This is a genomic window from Mycetocola sp. JXN-3 (assembly GCF_014522285.1).
Lineage (GTDB): Bacteria > Actinomycetota > Actinomycetes > Actinomycetales > Microbacteriaceae > Mycetocola > Mycetocola saprophilus.
The window spans coordinates 2,277,858-2,296,743 of sequence record NZ_CP041635.1 but is presented as its reverse complement, the minus strand read 5'-3'; the positions used below and the strand labels follow the sequence as shown (position 1 = coordinate 2,296,743).

The following is an 18,886-nucleotide window of genomic DNA, read 5'->3' as shown; positions in this document are numbered from 1 at the left end:
GTGGGGATAACGTGCGGGACCACCGCCCCGGTGGATGGCACGCGGGCGATCGGGTATCGCCTCGACCCCGCGGGCGGGTACTGCGCCGGGTCGTGTGAGTATCCTAACCCGGGCCGGGGCCAGATCCCCCTACCGCGGGGTGAGGACCGGATCGCTCCGCGGCGGGATGTGCCTCGGAACACCACCTTTTTATGCTCCCACTGTGCCCCGGAAGGACCGGGGTAGAGGAGGGATTGGGATGAGCTCGCTCACCGCCACACAGCACCGGACGCATGGAGACCGGGGGCTCCGCCGCGAGGCGAAGCCACCGACTCCGGGTGCGCTGGAGTCACGGGCTCCGGCACCACACGCTCCGGCATCACAGGCTCTGACCTCACACGCACCGGCGGCGGGAGCCCTCCCCGCGCGCGATCGAAGCATCGACCTGGTGCGGGCGGTTCTGCTGATCGTGGTGGTGGGTTTGCACTCGATCATGGCCGGGGTGGGAGTGGGACCGGGCGGGATCGTGCTGGAGAATGCCCTGGACCACCAGCCCGGATTTGCGCCGGCATCCTGGATCGTTCAGGTCATGCCGCTGTTTTTTGTGCTGGGTGGCTTTTCCAGCTTCACCCAGTGGACCCGCATGCGGGGGCGCGGACACTCACCCGCCGACTACATCATCACCCGGCTGCATCGTCTGCTCCTGCCGGCGCTCGCCGTGGTGGCCACGGTCGCCGCGGCGCTGCTGCTGATGACCCTGCTGGGTGTCCCGTCCGATCTGATCGCCACCGCCGGATTCCGGATCAGCCAGCCGCTCTGGTTCCTCGGAGTCTACGTCCTGTGTTCGGCGCTGGTCCCGTTTCTCGTGGGGGCGCATGAGCGCTTCCCGATCCTCACCCTGGTTGTACTCGGCGTGGCCGCGCTGAGCGTTGACCTCCTGCGTGCGGGCACCGGAATCTCGGGGATCGGGTTCGTCAACCTGCTGTTCGTGTGGCTCGCGGTGCAGCAGCTGGGATTCTGGCTGGCCGATGGACGGTTCGACGCCTGGAGTACCCGGGTCCGCGCGCTGATCGGCGGTTTCGCGCTGGTGGCCCTGTTCCTGCTGAGCGTGCCGGGGCCGTATTCGCCGGACATGTACGAGAACCTCAATCCGCCCACGATCTGTCTGATCCTGCTGGGGATCGCCCAGCTGATGCTGTTTACCCTGCTGCGCAATCGGCTGCGCGCGGTGGCCGAGCGCCCGCGGATCGGTGCGCTGGTGAATCGGGTGGGAGCCCGATCCATGACCATCTACCTGTGGCATATGCCGGTCATCATCCTGCTGGCCGCCGGGCTGCTGATCCTTCACCTGACGGTCGCGGTGCCCCTGCCCGATCCGCTGAGTGCGGACTGGTGGTTGACCCGACCATTCTGGCTGCTGGCCGTGGGGCTCGCGGTGATGCCGGTGGTCGCTTGGTGGGGGCGGATTGAGTCGGCCAAGCGGCCGGCGGTCTTCGGTGATCGAACCCGGACGCTGAACCTGCGCATGGTGGCATCGGTCCTGCTGGGGGCCGGGGCGGTGCTGGTGATCCTGGTGACCGGATTCGCTCTGGGCGGCGCGCTCCTCGCGGTGGGTATGCTGATCGCCGCGCTCGCGCTGGTGAGCCCGGCGCGCGCCATCACGGGACGGCGCGTGCCGGGCTCTGCCGGGGCGGTAACCTACGCGGTGACGGGCACAAACACGCTCGGCAGGGTCGAGCCGTCGGCGGTCGATCCCCACACCTCGAAGGTCACGCCGACCAGGGTGTAGGCGGCGTAGTCGTCCAGGTCGATCGAAAAGGAACCGTCGGCCTCGACATCACCAAACACGGTGGATCCGAAGATGTCCACGGCGACCTCGGTTGTCCCGGCGGACACACGACCCGAGACGGTGGAGTCGCCGGCGTGAATCGGATTGACGCGGAGGTTCGCGGCGGCCACTCGGGTGGATGCAACGGTGGACGCAACGGTGGACGGCTTCACGCCGGCCGGCGTGCCGAGGGCGGCCGCCGCTGCCGGACGGGCACCGATGTTGACCAGGAAGCTGGCGGTTCCGCCCAGGGAACCGTCCGCGCCCACGGCCGTTGCGGTCAGGGTCGAGAGCGGAATCGCACGGCTGGCGAAGGGGGCCAGGTTGACGCTGAAGCTGCCATCGGCCGCTACCGTTCCCTCCTTATAGGCGCCGGGAGCGAGGGCGAGGCCGGTGATCCGAACCGCCTTGGTGCCCGGGGTGGCGTGCCCGGTCACCACCTTATCCCGGGCGGCAAACCAGTCGACCGAGGCGATTCCGGCGGGGGCGGTGATGGCCTGCGCCTGGCTGGTGGGGGCCGGTGCCGGGGCGTCAAGCGCGGCACCGGTCGGGATGATGGCCGAGGCCGCGATGGCGAGGGCGGTGAGGGAGGTGGTGATGATGGGCATGAGTCTCCTGGGTATTCGAGTTGATCACCTGACCAACTAAGCATCAGATATTTCAAACCTAACATCAATGCAGCCCGAACGACCCCGCCGGGGGGAGAGTATGACAAAACGGTAATAAGTGACCGAGCGGGTACCGAGTCCTAGTCCGGTGCCGCGATCCCGGCGTCGCGCAGGCGTCGGATGTACTCGAGGTCGGCCCGGGCCCGGGGGCCGTGGGAATCGGCGACCAGCACCACATCCTCCGCCTCGTAGTGTGCCAACTCGGAGATGGACACCCAGAGCGCGGACCCACCTCGATCGATGCTCTCCCAGGCCCCGTTCGCCGTCGCCTCGGCGCTGACGACCGCATGCAGGGCCGGGTTGCGTCGGATGAACCGGGAGGGAAATCCGCGCAGTTCGAAGCTACCGGTGGCCTCGGTGATGTCCAGCATCCACTCGGGATCCGCGAATCTGGCACGCCGAAAGCCCTCGTAGGCAGCTTCGATTTCCGGATCGCCCCCTCTCATTGTGGTATTCAGAACGAGCCCCTGGATGCGCCCACGCAGGGTGACCCGGGTGAACTCGACGCCAAACACGAAGCCGTCATCGCGCCCGCAGTTCAGGCCATCGATCACCACGTCCTCCAGTACCGCACCGTTGATCGAGGACCTGCGCAATTCCACGTCGCCGAGTGTCGCCCGCACCAGGCGTGGGCGGCGGGAGGCATCGGTGCTCCGGTCGCTCCGGCAGTTTTCGAGGGTGAAGTGCGAGGCGCTGAGATCGCTCAGCACGGTGCCTTCCGCGATCCGTTGGTCTCGGATCATCAGGCGCGGAGGATTCTTGCGGGCGGCTGTGGCGAGCAATTCGCGGGCCGAGACTTCCGCCGCCCGGGCGAGTTCGGTCAGGGTGTGGACGCCGGGCTCGGGCGCGATACTCAGTTCGCCGGGGGAGGGGAGGGTCGAGACATCACCCGGCACGGGGATTTCGCCCCAGGAGGGTGCGGCCGGTTCGATGTGCCAGGGGGACTCCGCCGGGAGCCCCGGGATCGCCAGCAGGTTGTGGGCTCGGCCCAGATCGGTGGGCGCGATGGTCACCCCGTCCAGGGCTCGAAATGCGGAGGCCACCCCGAAGGGAATATCCATCGAAAACAGTTCGCGCTGATCACCGGTCGCTAGGATGACCACCCGCTCGGCTCCCACATGAAAGCTCTCCCCGGTGGCTCCGATGAAGAGTTCGGCATCGGAGTGCAGCACGCGCCGAACCCCGCGGCGCGCGGCGGCCTCGGGGATAGTTGGAGCCGGTTCGGTGCCGCGGCGCCGCCGCCGCAGCGCGGTGAGGGTATCGAGGGACACCAGCGTTTCCATGACGCCCTTGCTGCCCACGGCAACCGTGTTCTCATCGATGCGTGTGAGCCTGAAGTTGTACTTGCCGATTTTCGCGGTGAGTTTCCGCGCGATCTTCACAGTCGGCAGGTCTATTTCATAGAGGCCGAAATAGGTGATCACGAGCGCGCGTTCGGGGGAGAGGGCAAAACCCGCCGCAATCGGCGCGCGCAATCCGGTGAGGATGCGCCACTCACCGCTGCGCAGATCCAGCAGCCCGGCCCGCGTGGTTTCTCGGCCCTCGCCCCAGGAGGTCAGCAGGTGTGTGTCGCCGAGCATGATCGTGGCCGAATGGACCAGTTGCTGGGCGTCGCTGGGCACGGGAACGGGTATTTTCAGCGGTGCCGGGACGGCTTCTGGGGTCGTCATGCCCCGAGCCTAGCCCGGGACCTCGGACTCTGCCAGGGTGAGGGCGGATATCGTCTGTCCGCCGAAAGGCCCATCGTTCTTAAATGAGGTGCGAGCCCCCTTGACCTCAACCGCGCTTGAGGTTTTACGGTGGGTGTTATCGGCCCAATCGGGTCGTCCCGTCGAATCGAGGACCACATGAACTCCGCCGCCCTGCGTCAAGAACAACCCCGGCTTGCCGCGTTGCCTCCGCCGTCCCAAAGCAATGCGGGGCCGTCTGCCCATTCGAGCAGACGGCCCGCACCGTCAGCTAGACCATGCCGCCGTTGACGTACACGGTCTGACCGTTGATCCATCGACCGGGGCCCGCCAGCAGCGAAACCATTTCGGCGATGTCCTCGGGGGTTCCCAGGCGTTCCAGCGGGTTCATTTTGGACATCCGCTCGATGGTTTCCGGATCCTTCCCCTCGAGGAAGAGTGCGGTGGCGGTCGGGCCGGGTGCGACCGCGTTGACCGTAATGTCGCGTCCGCGCAGCTCCTTAGCCAGGACGGAGCTGATCGCATCCACCGCCCCCTTGGAGGCGGCATAGGCGGCGTAACCGGGCAGACCCAGCTTCTTCACCGACGTGGAGAAGTTGATGATCGCGCCGCCGTTACGGACACGCTTGGCTGCCTCCTGATCCATCACGAAGGTGCCGCGAATGTTGGTGCGGTGCATCCGGTCCAGATCGTCCAGATCGAACTCGGCAATCGGCCCCAGGATCATGATGCCCGCGGCGTTGACCACCACATCGACCCCACCAAATTCGCGTTCCACCTGGTCGTATGCCGCCCGAACCTGGGTTTCATCGGCGATGTCGGTCTGAATCCCGATGGCCGTACCTCCGGCCGCCTCGATCGCGTTCAGCGTTTCGGTGGCGGCCGCGGAGTTCCCCGCATAGAGAATTGCAACCGACTGTCCGTCGGCGGCGAGCCGTTCGGCCACCGCCCGACCGATGCCGCGGGAGCCGCCGGTAACGATGGCCGTGCGTTGTGATGTCATAACCACTCCTCTTTCTTGTGATGTAAAACTGTGTGAACCTGCGAACAGGCCGCACCACCCTGTGCCCAGGCTACGAGAGTCCGGGCACAGGACGGATGAACTACTGGTTGATTCCGGACAGATCGTTCTCGCCGTAGCGGTTTCCCGCGGCGGGAATGAGATCGTTCAGCGCGGTGAGCTGGGTGTCACTCAGCACCAGGGCATCGGCACCGGCGTTCTCCTCGATTCGAGACACACGCTTGGTACCGGGGATGACCGCCAGGTTGGGGTGCCGGGTCAGCAGCCAGGCCAGGGCAACCTGCGCGGGAGTGGCATCGGCATCGGCGGCGATTCGCTCCACCTCGGTCACCAGCGCCAGGTTCGCAGCGAAGTTCTCCTCGCTGAAACGCGGGGTGGTGAGGCGGAAGTCATCCGGTGCGAAGTCGTCGCGCGAGCGGAACTGTCCGGTCAGGAAGCCTCGGCCCAGCGGCGAATAGGCGACAAAACCAATGCCGAGCTCGGTCATCAGCGGCAGCACCTCCTCCTCGACGTCGCGGGTCCACAGCGAGTACTCGGTCTGCAGCGCGGCAATCGGGTGAATCGCGTGGGCGCGGCGGATGGTGTCCAGGCCGGCCTCGGACAGACCGATGTTGCGGATCTTGCCCTCGCTGACCAGCTCGGAAAGCACACCCATCACGTCCTCAATCGGGGTGGTGGGGTCGACACGGTGCTGGTAGTACAGGTCGATGTAGTCGGTCTGCAGTCGACGAAGCGAACCCTCAACGGCAATGCGAATGTTCTCCGGACGCGAGTCCAGGCCCCGCTCGGCCGGGCCCAGGTGGGAGACAAAACCGAACTTCGTGGCGAGTACCACCTCGTCTCGACGTCCGCGAATCGCCCGACCCACGAGCTCCTCGTTGGTGTACGGGCCGTAGATTTCGGCCGTGTCGATGAAATCGACACCGAGGTCCAGGGCGCGCTGGATGGTGCGCTCGGCCTCATCGTTGAACTCGCCGGCACCGGTGTAGTAGGCCGACATGGTCATGGCACCGAGTCCTACTCGGCTGACCTCAAGGTTTCCCAGGGTGGTTTTTTTCATGGTTTTCTCCTGTGTGAGGGGTATTTAGTTGTCCAGCAGCGTGCCGGCGATGTCGATCACCGCGCGATAGCGCACGGTGCTGTTAGCGACGCGCTCATAGGCGGCGGCGATTTCCCCGGCATCCACCAGCTCGATCTCCGCGGCAATGTTGTGTTCGGCGCAGAAGTTGAGCATCTCCTGGGTCGCGGCCGGGCCGCCGAAGTTGGAACCGACGATTGCACGCTGATGCATCACAATCGATCCGGCGTGGAACTGATACGGCTTGGCGGGGAACCCCACGTTGATGAACGCGCCGTCGATCTTGAGGGTTTCCAGGTAGGCGTCCAGTTCGATATCCGCCGAAACGGTGTTGAGAACAAAATCGAACGTGCCGTTCAGCGCACGCAGGTTCTCCGGGTCGCTGGTGACCACATAGTGGTCGGCACCGAAGGCCAGGGCGTCCTGCTCCTTGCGCGGGGAGTGGCTGAGCAGGGTCACCGTGGCACCCATCGCGTGGGCGATCTTCACGGCCACGTGTCCCAGGCCTCCGAGCCCAATGATCGCGATGTTTTTGCCCGCGGCGGCACCGAACCGTACCAGCGGTGCGTAGACGGTCATTCCCGCGCACAGCAACGGGGAAGCCGCGGCGAGGTCCATGCCGTCGGGGACGGACATCACAAAGTGGTCCTTGACCACGATGCTCCTGCTGTATCCGCCGGCGGTGGGGGTCCCGTCGTATTCGCGACCGTTGTAGGTGGCCACGGGGCCGTTGAGACACATCTGCTCGTCGCCGCGGAGGCAGATCTCGCAGGTGCCGCAGGAGTCGACGTAGCAGCCCACTCCCACACGGTCACCCACCGCAAAGGTGGTCACCTCGGATCCCACGGCACTGACCACGCCGGTGATCTCATGCCCGGGAACCATCGGGAAGATCGCGGGCCCCCAGTCCTCGTTTACCTGGTGGATATCGGAGTGGCAGATTCCCGCATACTTGACCTCGATTTGGACGTCATCGGGGCGCAGATCACGTCGTTGAATCGTGACCTTTTCAAAGGCCGCACCGGGGGTAGCGGCGCTCAGCGCAAGGGTGGAAGTCATAGGACACCTTTCAATAAGAGAAGGGGATACCGCGTGGGTGTGCGGTGGTTTAGGCGGCTTCGGGCAGGTCACTCAGCCGGCGCAGGGCAAAGGGAACCGCCAGGATCTCGTCGAGAACCTTCGCAACCTCGATGAAGTGCGGGGTCTGGAAGTGGAACTCCAGCGCCGCGGCGTTGGTCCACTCCTCGAGGCAGATCATTGCGCCGGGAACGGCCGGGTCCGAGAGCGGCCGGTATCCGAGACAGCCGGCCTCGGCCAGGGAGGGCTCAACCATGTTGGTCAGAGCCTCCCGGAGCCGATCCTCGTATCCGGCCTTGGCCTGGAACGCGGCCACCAGTACCAATGAATCTTGTTGTGTCATTCGGGGTCCTTCGGGTAGAGCCGAGGCGGAATGGGTTAGGCTTCGACGCGGTTGCCGCGCAGCAGCCAGGTCGGACCCTCAACATAGGAACCGATCTCGGCGAAGAACTCGGCGAAATACTGGCCATTGGCGTGAATGTCGAATGCTTCGGCACTCTCATAGCCCTCGTTGAGGTAGAAGCGGTTTTCGTTGGTCTCGTCCTGGATAAGTTCGAAGCGCAGGGTTCCAGGCTCGTTGGCACCGGAATCGCGGCCATCCTTGATGGCTGCGTTGATGAAGTCCTGGCGGCGCTCGGGCTGAACATCGAAGTAGACGGCGACGTGGTACATGGGATCTCCTTGTGGGAATGTGTCTGTTGTGTGTCTGGCCGAATCGGCCAGCAATCAGAGTCAACACCGTGCGCAGGCTTTGGTGAGCGTCCAAACAGGCAGGGTTCTGCCTAGGAAAAACCGTCCTACCCAGACCGGGAGATCTCGGTTGATACTTGAAGGATGCAACCCTCAACCAATCTCGCCGAGTTTCTTCGGGCCGCCCGTGCCCGGGTGCAGCCTCAGGATGTGGGCCTCGGGTCCGGCGGTGCCATTGCCCGCCGTGTGCCGGGGCTGCGCCGTGATGAGGTCGCGCTGCTGGCGGGTATGAGCGTGGACTACTACACCCGGATGGAGCAGGGGCGCATCAAGCACGCCTCCGATGCGATCGTCAACGGGCTGTGTAAGGCGCTGCTGCTCAACGCCACCGAACGCTCCTACCTGTTCTCGCTGTTCTCCCCGGCCACCGGACGCCAGCCTCAGCCCGTCCGCGCCACCAAGGTGCGTCCGATCGTGCGACAGATGCTGGACCAGATGGAGAATACCGCGGCGTTTGTGCTGGGGGTGGGCATGGAAGTTCTGGCGATGAACGACCTGGCGAAAAAACTGATGCCCGACTTCACCGCGGAAACGGGCCTGGCTCGGAGCCTGGCGCGCTGGACCTTCCTGGCTCCGGAAGCGCGCACCTACTACCGGGAGTGGGACGTGGTGGCGGCCGATATGACCGCGATTCTGCGCCGGGATTCCAGCAGGCACCCCAACGATCGTGCGCTCAATGAGCTCATCGGCGAGCTCACCGTGAAGAGTGAGGCGTTCCAACAGTGGTGGCCTCAGCACATGGTGTACGAGTGTTCCTTTGGAACCAAGAAACTCGCCCATCCGCTGGTGGGCCCGATCGACATCGAATATGAGACCTTCCCGGTGCCCGAGGATCCCGATCAGCAGCTCTTTATTTACATGGCAAAGAAGGGATCACCCTCCGACGATGCACTGCGGATTCTGGACACCTGGGACTCCGAGAGTGCGCTTGCCTTCACTCTTCACGAACGGTAATCACCCAGCTGCGCCGCTACGCCATCGTCTCGGACGGGTTCTCCCACGCATTGGCGCGGCCACACGAGATGCATCGCTAGAGCCGCACTAGACTTTTTTTCTCATCCGCCGTCACTTTTTCCCCGTATCGGGTACTTCATATCGACGGCCCACCTCGCGCCAGTAAAAACCTGTCTGTTGTTCACTCAATAAATGACAGCGAGTTTTTCTGCGGGGAGGGACCGTGAAGACTCAGGCCAGAACCATTTGGGGGATCTGGCAATGCACGGGGGGAAGCTGTGGAACTGTCAAACACGCTGGGTAAGGCGTCGCCTTGGGGCCGGCACAAGCGAAAACTGAGGTCATCGCTGGCCGGGATGCTCTCGATCGTCCTGGTGGGAAGCGGGCTGGGCCTGCTCCCAACCGGGGCGATGGCGGCGACCACAACCGACAACATCGTGCCGTTCGATGACACCCTCATCGAACGCTACACCGAGGTAGCTCAGTTCGGCAGCGATATCGCCGGCACCGACCCCAACCGTACCGCCTACGATGTAAAGCTCGACGCCAACACCGTGGTGTACACCAGTAAGCGTGGTGACCGCGCCCCGGGCAGCGGCAGCGTGATCGTTCGGACCTGGGTAGGACCCGCGGCCGGAGAATTCTCCACCACCACTCTGACAGCTCCGGCCTCCGCAGCGGGATTCGGATTCTCGGTCGACGTGGATGACGCGGCCGGAATCGTGGTTGTGGGTGCCCGCTTCTCCAACACCGTTTACGTTTACACACGCAGCGGCGACACCTGGTCCACCACCCCGACCACGATCACCGCGGCCGACAATCCGCGGATTGCCCGGGTTGGTTCCTTCGGGGAATCGGTAAGCCTGAGTGATTCGCACCTGGTGATCGGTGCCCCAAACTCCCAGGTTGATGGGAAGGTCAACGCCGGTTCCGCCTTTGTGGTCCCGATCGCCGAGGCAATCTCCGGGGACGCCCGGGCTCAGGCCCTCCTTCTCCCCGCGGGCCGGGTCAATCGCGACGACGTCTACGGACAGACCGTTGCCGCACGGGACGCTACCGCCGTGGTATCCGCACCCCAGCACCGCGAGACCGCGGCCGATGGTCGGGACTATCAGGTGGGTCAGATTTCCGCCTGGAACCTGAGCGATGCGTCGAATACCTTCACCGTGACCCCCGATGTTAATCAGGAAAAAACCGATTTCCCACCCAATGATGAGGGTGGATCCTGGGCCGGCCTCGGACGATCAATTGTGATCACCGCGGACGGACGGGTGATCGCCGGTTCGCCCTCCGAGGTGCACTACACCGGTGAAAAAGCCGGAGATATCGCCACCGATTCCGCCACCACACAGGGAGCGGTCTACGTTTTCACGCCCAATGGCACCCTCGCCGGACAGAGCCTCTCGGCGCTCCCTGGGCAGTACTACTTTGGGTCGAACCTGGATTTTAACGAGGAAACCCGAGAACTCTTTATCGGGTCGCTGAACCTCGATGCCGTTCCCGACCGCGGCAATGTTCAGGTATTTGACCTGACTGATCCCGCCTCCACCACACCCGCCAAGCCGCTTGAAACCCGTGAGGGCGGGGAAACGAAGTTTGGTTCCTTTGGTCTGCTGGGCGGTTCGGTGCAGGCCAGCACCGGTCGCGATAAAAACGGTGCCCAGCACCACCGCGTCGCCGTGAGCGCAAGCGGTGGGGTCTACGTGTTTGAGAGCCTCAACGCGGTGACCCTCACCAAAACCACCTCGCTTGCGCCGGGGAATGCCTCACCGAGTGCCAACGAGGGAAAAAACGTCGCGACCTATACGGTCTCGGTAACCAACACCACCGGCGTAGACCTCACCGACTTTGTGGTCACGGATGACCTCCGCAACGTGTTGGATGACGCAGAAATCAGTGCGATTAGGGCGAGCATCGGCAGCGCCTCGCTGAGCGGAAATGCCCTCACCTGGACCGGTAACCTTGCCGTGGGTGAGACCCTCACCATTACCTATGTCGCCACCGTTGAGCCGGTGGTAACCGCCGATGACACCGGTGTGCAGAACTACACCGAGCCGGTCGCCGCGCTCGTCAACAGCGTCAGCACCAGCCGCATCATCGCCGGGGAACCCGCCGCCGTGCCCAGCGTTCGGGTCGCCGAAGACGCGCCCGACCGCAGCAAGTGGACCGACGGTGTCACCGTGACCACCCCGATTGATGGGGCGCTCAAGCTGAATAAGACCGTGACCGATGCCGATGGCAACGGCCGTGCCTCCGCGGGTGAGCGGGTAAGCTATTCGCTCACCGCGACCAATGTGGGCGGCCTGCCGCTGGAAGCCGCCACCGTGACCGACGATCTGAGCTCGGTCCTGACCTACGCCTCCGCGCCAGAAAACACTGTGGTCACCCTGATGGATCGCGAGGGCAAGGAAATCACGGCACCCGCCGCCGGTTTCGACACCCCCATCCTGAGCTGGACCGGGGATATCCCCGCCGGGGCGAAACTCACCATCGGATACGACGTTGTGATGAAGAGCGCGGGAGAACTCTATCCGCTGACCGGCGGAGAAGCCCTGGTCAACGGCGTGGACTCCCCGGAAAAGGTGGATCCCGAGGGACCCACCACCACGCTGCCGGTGGAGGACGAACTGATCCTGCAGAAGTCCGCGGCCCCGGCTTCGGGTAGCGAGGTACGCCCGGGTGATCAGATTGTCTACACCCTGACCCTCACCAATAAGGATGCGGCGGTGGCCAAGACCGGCGTCACCCTGACCGATGACCTCTCCGAGGTACTCGCCTACACAAGCCTCGTGGGCGACCCGAGTAACGGTGCCAAGATCGAGGGCAACACCCTCACCTGGACCGGTGATGTGGCCGCCGGAGCGACCGTCACGATCACCTACACCGTGACGGTGAGCGATTCCGCTCCCGACGGCCAAAAGATTGGCAACCACGTAACGAGTGCACAGGTACGGGAAAACCCGCCGGGCACCGAACACGAGGTGGTCAACCCGCGCGGCACGGTTTCGCTGTCCAAGGCCTCGATGCCCTTCACCGGAACACAGGTGAAACCCGGTGACACGATCACCTATACGGTGACCGCAACCAACGACACGGGCCTGCCGATCACCGACGTGGTCATCGAGGACGTTGTGTCCGGACCGGTGACCGTGATCGAATCCTCACTGCCCGCCGGGGCCGTCCTCGAGGGCAACACGATCCGCTGGACCGGGACCGTTCCCGCACAAAACTCGGTGGTGCTGAGCTACCGGGTCACCGTAGATGCCACCGCGACCGCGCCCGCCGTGGTGGGCAACGTGGTGACGAGCGATGACATGTCCAATAATCCGGATGAGCCGCCGAGCACGCGGCATCCCGTTCGCACGATCGAGCTCACCAAAACCTCCGAGCCCGCGAGCGGCCAGGTGGTGAAGTCCGGCGACGTCATCACCTATACGCTGAGCGCCACCAACCCCTCGGCCGTTGACTTTGCCAACGTGGAAATCGTTGACAACCTGGCCGACGTGCTGAACAACGCCACCCTGGTGACCCCGCTGACCGGCGGGCTGACCCTGGACTCCAACGCAAAAACCCTCACCTGGACCGGCGACATTGCCGCCGGTGCCACGATTACCCTCAGCTATCAGGTGACCGTCAACGATGTGATTGAGCCCGAGGGCGCGATCCTGCGCAACGTGGTGTCCAGCCCGGATTCGCCGCGCTCGCCGGAAACGACGCACCCCACCAAGAATGATCGTGGGCAGATTACCCTGGCGAAGTCCTCGGTTCCCACAAGCGGCAGCATTGTGCGTCCGGGTGAGAGTGTTACCTACTCGGTCACCGCAACGAATGCGACCCCGCGGATTATCCGCGATGTGCGCATCGTTGATGATGTGAGTGGGCTGCTTGGTAACGCGAGAATCGAGACCGAAAGCCTGCCCGCGGGCATGACGCTGAACGGAAACGAGCTCGTCTGGACCGGAGACATCCCCGGCAACACCACGGTGACCCTGACGTATCGGGTGACGGTCAACGCCGACGCAACGGCACCGGCCGTGCTGAAAAACGTGGTGACCAGCGACGATATGACCAATGTCCCCACCGACCCGCCCACAACCGAACACCCCGTGGGCACGGTCACCCTGGATAAGCGGGTGACGCCCGCGAGCGGAACCGCGGTGAAGGCGGGGGATCGGGTGACCTATGCAGTCACCGTGACCAACCCGGCCGCAACCACAATCACCGGGGTCTCGATCACGGATAACCTCGCTCAGATTCTGGATCAGGCCACCCTCGTGGACGGCCCCACCGGTGGTGCCAGTATTACCGGCCAGACCCTCACCTGGAACGGCGACCTGGCCGCCGGCGAAACCAAGACCTTCACCTACACCGTGCAGGTCAACGCCGGGGTCACCTCGGGGGCGCTGCGCAACGTTGTGGTGAGCCCCGATGCTCCCACCGAGCCCGAAACCGAAAACCCGATCGGGAGCGTAACGCTGGCCAAAACCGTCTCCGTTCCCGCGGGGACCGCGGCCAAGCGTGGAGAAGACGTCACCTACGCGGTGACGATTGCCAACACCTCCGGTGTTGACGTGCTGGGGGCCACAGTCTCCGATGACCTGCGTGATGTGTTGGATAACGCGACCCTCGTTGCGGACTCCCTGAACGTCACCGGCGGCCCCGCCGCCACCATCACCGACGGTGTGCTGTCCTGGACCGGCGACGTCGCACACGGTGCCACCGTCGTGATCACCTACACGGTGACCGTGAACGACGATGCCCCCGCGGGCGCGGTGCTGCGAAACGCCGTCACGAGCCCGGTCTCGCCCGAAACCCCCGAGACCATCACCGAGATCGGCCTCGTTTCACTCGCAAAAACCTCGAGTGTCTCACCCGCGGGTGCCGTGAAGCCCGGTAGCGAGGTGACCTATACGGTTACGGTGAAAAACTCGGGTTCGGCGGCCATGAAAAACGTGTCCGTGGTTGATGACCTCACCGACGTCCTCGCCCACAGCACGGTCACGACCGAGCCCACCGCAACGGCCGGACGTGTCACGCGCACCGGAAACCAGCTGAACTGGACCGGTGACGTGGCCGCGGGCGCGGAGATCCGCATCACCTATGCGGTCACCGTGAACGCCGACGTGGTCTCACCCGCGACCCTGCGCAACGTGGTCACCAGCCCCGACTCAACCGACGTCCCCGAGACGATCAACCCGATTGGCACCCTCGAACTGGCGAAGTCCACGAGCGTGCCCGCCGGATCGACCCTGCGCATTGGCGACGAGGTCACCTACACGGTGACGATCACCAATAACAGTGATGCCGACATGTCCGGGGTGCAGGTGGTCGACGACCTCTCCGACGTGCTGGACAACGCGGACCTTGTGGGTAGCCCCGCAATCGTCTCCGGGGGTGGAACGCTCACCCGCGATGACACCCGGCTGATCTGGACCGGTGACGTGGCAGCCGGCGCGACCGTGACCCTGAGCTACACGGTTGCCGTACGTGATGACGTGTCCGGCGTGCAGACGCTGCGCAACGTGGTTACCAGCCCGGATTCGCCCAGCAAACCGGAAACCGAAAACCCCATCGGTTCGGTCGGCCTGGAAAAAACCTCGCAGCCGGCTTCCGGATCCGCCGTCAAGCGCGGCGACACCGTGACCTATACGGTGACCGTGAACAACTACTCCGGGGTTGACCTGACCGGCGTGAGCGCCGTCGACGACCTCTCCGGTGTGCTCGGCGCCGCGACCCCGGTGGGGGAGCCCGAGATCATCTCCGGCGGGGGAACCGCGGTCCTCGAACAGGCAACCGCCACGCTGACCTGGACCGGCGATCTGGCCGCGTCCCAGTCCGCGGTGATTCGCTACTCGGTGATCGTGATGGACACCGCGGAGAGCGGGGACGTGCTGCGTAACCTCGTATCCAGCCCGGATTCGCCCGGCGAACCGGGAACCGAGAATCCCGTGGCCACGATCGGACTCACCAAGTCCGTTGTGCCCAAGAGTGGAACGGCAGTTCGGCCCGGGGAGCGTGTGACCTACACGGTCACCGCGCACAACACCACGGGCTTTGACGTCACGAACGTGAGCATCGCCGATGACCTCTCCGATGTGCTGGACGATGCAACCCTGACACCTCAAGACATCAAGGTATCCGATGGTTCCACCGCGACGCTCAGCGGAACCACGCTCATCTGGGCGGGAACCGTGCCCGCACGGGGAGCAATCACCATCACCTACACGGTGACCGTCAACACGGATGCCGTGGCACCCTCGACGCTGCGCAACGTGGTGACGAGCCCGCACTCCACCGATAAACCGGAAACACAAAACCCGGTTGGGACGGTTCTGCTCTCCAAGATCAACGACCGCGGTGACGGCACCGTTGTGCTGCCCGGCGAAAAGGTGACCTATACGGTGACCATCGCCAACCCGGGCGCTGGCGACCTTGCCGGTGTTTCAGCCTACGACGATCTCGCCGATGTGCTGAACAACGCGACCTGGAACAACGATGCGCGCGCCTCCGCGGGTACCGTTGCCCTGGACGGGAACGTGATGCGCTGGGACGGCTCGATTCCCGCGGGCGGCGAGGTCACCGTGACCTACTCCGTGACGGTCGATAAGGATGCCGCGGCCCCCGATACGATCCGTAACCGGGTAACCAGTCGGGACTCCACCCACGTACCGAGTGTGGAAAACCCCGTGGGCACCGTCGGACTGAAAAAGACCGCCGACCCGGCCAGCGGCACCGCCGTCAAGCCGGGACAGACCGTCGGCTACACACTCAGTGTGAGCAATCCGGCGCAGGTTGATCAGGAGAACGTGCGGGTCACCGATAACCTCTCGGACGTTCTTACTGCCGCCGACCTCGTGGGAACCCCGGTGGTATCCGACGGCTCCTCCGCCGCGGTTGACGGAAATATCCTGAACTGGATCGGCACCGTGCCGGCTAAAACCACACTGACCATCACCTACCAGGTGCGGGTTAGGGACACCGCGGTTGCCCCGGCAACACTGCGCAACCTGGTGACCAGCCCCAACTCAACCGATAAGCCCGAAACCGAACACCCGGTGGGCACCGTGACGCTGGCTAAGGCCGCGAACCCCGCCAGCGGCAGCTCCGTTGCGCCGGGTAAAAAGGTGACCTATACGGTGACCATCACGAACCCGGTGGATGCTCCGGTTTCCGGTGTGCGGGTGGTTGATGACCTCAGCGACGTGCTGAACGCGGCGACCCTCACCACCGAACCGCGCGCCGACGGGGGAACGGTCACCTACGATCCGGCAACCCGGCAGGTTGTGTGGACCGGTGATCTGACCGCCAAGCAGAGCGTCACTCTCACCTACGCGGTCACCGTCAACAAGGGTGTTCCCGAGGGAACCATCCTGCGTAACCACGTGACGAGCCCGGATTCCCCGGACACCCCGGAGACCGTGAACCCGGTGGGCGAGGTGACCACGGCCAAGCGCCTGCTGGACGCCAACGGGACGGTGATCCCCTCGGGGACCGTCGTTGCTCCGGGCCAGAGCCTCACATACGAGCTCTCGGTTGTCAACGGGTCCGCCTCCGCCGAGCAGCGCGCACTGCGTGACGACCTGGCCGGAATCCTGGGGACCGCGACACTGACCGCGCCTCCCATCGCAACCTGGACCGATTCCAGCCCGGTTCCGGCCGTCTCATTTGTGAACAACGTGATCCAGTGGGCCGGGGTGGTGCCGGCCGGCACCACGCTGACCATCCGCTACACCGTGCAAACCGACCCCCGGGCCGACGGCACCACCGTGTTGAATAACACGCTCTGGGTGGACGGCACCGAGGGACCGGGCATCACGAACCCGGTGGGCACGCTTGCCCTGGAAAAGTCGGTCTCGCCCGCCAGCGGCACCGCCGTGACGCCGGGAGAACTGGTGACCTACACGATCACCGCCGGCAACCAGAGTGATGCGCCGATTACCGGCGCACGGATCACCGATGACCTCAGCGGTGTGCTGACCAGCGCGACCGTTGTGGGTAAACCCGTGGTATCCGATGGGTCCTCCGCGGTGATCGGTCCGGATGCGACACTGACCTGGACCGGGGATATTCCCGCCCGAGGCGAGCTCACCATCACCTATACGGTGCGGGTCAACGCAGATGCTGCGGCCCCCGCGATCCTGCGAAACCTCGTGCTCAGCCCGAACTCGCCGCAGGAACCGGAGACTGTCAACCCGGTGGGAACCGTCAGCCTGTTCAAGGACAGCGTGCCCGCCGCGGGCACGGCCGTAAAGCCCGGCTCCACGGTGGACTATTCGGTGACGATCCGAAACACCACAGCCGTCCCGATCTTCGAGGTCAGCGTCACCGATGACCTCGGTGATGTGCTTGATGATGCGACCCTCGTGGATGGCAGCGTGCGCGTTTCGGACGGTACCACCGCGACCGTGGTGGATGGAAAAATCGTCTGGAACGGAACGGTTCCCGCCGGCTCCGACATCACGATCACCTACTCGGTGACGGTGAACGCGGATGCCGAGGCCCCCGCGGTCCTACGCAACGTGGTGACCAGTCCGGACTCAACCGATGTGCCCGAAACCGTGAACCCCGTGGGGACCCTGCGCCTGGTGAAAACCTCGGTGCCAGGCAGCGGCATCGCGGTCAAGCCCGGAGACGCCGTGGACTATACGGTGCAGATCATCAACGACTCGACGGCCCCGATCCTCGGGACCAGCGTGAGTGATGACCTCGCCACCGTGCTCAACAACGCCACGCTTGTGGGTACCCCGGCCGCCACCACCGGCAGCATCGAACTGAGTGGTAGCACGATGCTCTGGAGCGGGGATGTCCCGGCCCAGACCACGATCACCCTTACCTACCGGGTACTTGTGAACGACGATGCGGTGGCCCCCGCGGTCCTGCGCAACGTGGTCACCAGTCCGGACTCGCCCAGCGTTCCCGAAACGGTGAACCCGGTAGCGACGGTGAAGCTCAATAAGAGCAGCAACCCCACCTCGGGTATCGCGGTCAAACCGGGGGACACGGTGACCTACACGGTCACCGCAACCAACGAGGGACTCGTGGATCTGCCCGGTGTGTACATCGAGGACAACCTCTCCAACGTGTTGAACCATGCGTCCCTGGTGGGAACCCCCGAGGTTTCCGACGGGTCCCAGACCCAGCTCAATGGTGCCTCGCTCACCTGGACGGGTACGGTGCCCGCGGGTAAGACGATCGCGATTACCTATCGGGTGTTGATCGCCGCAAATGCCGTACCGCCCGCGGTGCTGCGCAACGTGGTGTCCAGCCCGCAGTCGCCGGAGGTTCCCGAAACCATGAATCCCGTGGGCACGGTGAACCTCGCCAAGACCTCGGACCCGGCCTCGGGAACAACGGTGGGTCGCGGCCAGACGGTGAACTACACCATCACCGTCACGAACCCGACACCGAACGAGATCCGCGGCATCGTCATCTCCGATGACCTCTCGGGGGTCCTGGAAAGCGCGAACCTGGTGGAGGGATCACTCAGCCCTTCCGATGGCTCGGTCACCGTGATCAACGGCACGCTCGGTTGGGAGGGGACGGTCCCCGCCGGCGCAACCGTTGAAATCCGTTACGCGGTCAAGGTCAAGGCGAGTGCGGTGGCCCCGGCCACCCTGAAAAACGTGGTGGTGAGTCCGCACTCGATCGACAAACCCGGCACCGAAAACCCGGTGAGTCCGCCCGATCCCGGGGAGAAAATCCCCACCACCGGAAGCGAGCTGATTGCTCAGCTGGCACCGATCACGCTGATCCTGTTGGTCGCCGGAGCCGTCGCGATGCTGATTCGGCAGCGCTCACGCCGGAAGGGGAACGACGTTGCATAACCATTCCGAAAGTGGGAAC

10 protein-coding genes are annotated in these 18,886 nt (G+C 64.6%); 3 read left to right on the top strand and 7 right to left on the bottom strand.

What is annotated here, in order from left to right; all coding sequences use genetic code 11:
• Positions 1-34: 34 nt before the first annotated feature.
• Positions 35-1,768 (top strand): acyltransferase, encoded by a 1,734-nt coding sequence (locus C7C57_RS10475; RefSeq protein WP_370581407.1) that lies wholly within the window; start codon positions 35-37, stop codon positions 1,766-1,768.
• On the opposite strand, the gene C7C57_RS10470 is transcribed toward C7C57_RS10475, so the two are convergent.
• The 7 genes from C7C57_RS10470 to C7C57_RS10440 all read right to left on the bottom strand — a co-directional run bounded on the left by C7C57_RS10470 (position 1,678) and on the right by C7C57_RS10440 (position 8,011).
• Positions 1,678-2,415, bottom strand: coding sequence for a hypothetical protein (locus C7C57_RS10470; protein ID WP_187976374.1), 738 nt, complete (start codon positions 2,413-2,415; stop codon positions 1,678-1,680). The two genes, C7C57_RS10475 and C7C57_RS10470, sit on opposite strands and share 91 nt — an antisense overlap.
• Positions 2,416-2,555: 140 nt before the next feature.
• Positions 2,556-4,145, bottom strand: coding sequence for a hypothetical protein (locus tag C7C57_RS10465; protein ID WP_187976373.1), 1,590 nt, complete (start codon positions 4,143-4,145; stop codon positions 2,556-2,558).
• A gap of 289 nt (positions 4,146-4,434) precedes the next feature.
• On the bottom strand, positions 4,435-5,166 hold the full coding sequence (locus C7C57_RS10460; RefSeq protein WP_030143108.1) for an SDR family oxidoreductase: 732 nt from the start codon (positions 5,164-5,166) through the stop codon (positions 4,435-4,437).
• A gap of 100 nt (positions 5,167-5,266) precedes the next feature.
• Complete coding sequence (locus C7C57_RS10455; RefSeq protein ID WP_121688178.1) at positions 5,267-6,244, bottom strand: aldo/keto reductase; 978 nt, start codon at positions 6,242-6,244, stop codon at positions 5,267-5,269.
• 24 nt (positions 6,245-6,268) lie between these two features.
• Positions 6,269-7,321 carry an NAD(P)-dependent alcohol dehydrogenase gene (locus C7C57_RS10450; RefSeq protein WP_187976372.1) on the bottom strand — a complete coding sequence of 351 codons (1,053 nt, stop codon included), beginning with the start codon at positions 7,319-7,321 and terminating at the stop codon, positions 6,269-6,271.
• Positions 7,322-7,370: 49 nt separating this feature from the next.
• Complete coding sequence (locus tag C7C57_RS10445; RefSeq protein WP_187976371.1) at positions 7,371-7,682, bottom strand: putative quinol monooxygenase; 312 nt, start codon at positions 7,680-7,682, stop codon at positions 7,371-7,373.
• A 35-nt stretch (positions 7,683-7,717) separates the two neighbouring features.
• Entirely contained in the window at positions 7,718-8,011 is a 294-nt protein-coding gene (locus C7C57_RS10440; RefSeq protein WP_121688175.1) for a putative quinol monooxygenase, read from the bottom strand.
• 162 nt (positions 8,012-8,173) lie between these two features.
• Between C7C57_RS10440 and C7C57_RS10435 the strand changes: the two genes are divergently transcribed.
• Together C7C57_RS10435 and C7C57_RS10430 are read left to right on the top strand one after the other, a co-directional pair.
• Positions 8,174-9,043, top strand: coding sequence for a helix-turn-helix transcriptional regulator (locus tag C7C57_RS10435; RefSeq protein ID WP_187976370.1), 870 nt, complete (start codon positions 8,174-8,176; stop codon positions 9,041-9,043).
• 278 nt (positions 9,044-9,321) lie between these two features.
• On the top strand, positions 9,322-18,867 hold the full coding sequence (locus C7C57_RS10430) for an isopeptide-forming domain-containing fimbrial protein (protein ID WP_187976369.1): 9,546 nt from the start codon (positions 9,322-9,324) through the stop codon (positions 18,865-18,867).
• The last annotated feature ends 19 nt before the right edge of the window (positions 18,868-18,886 follow it).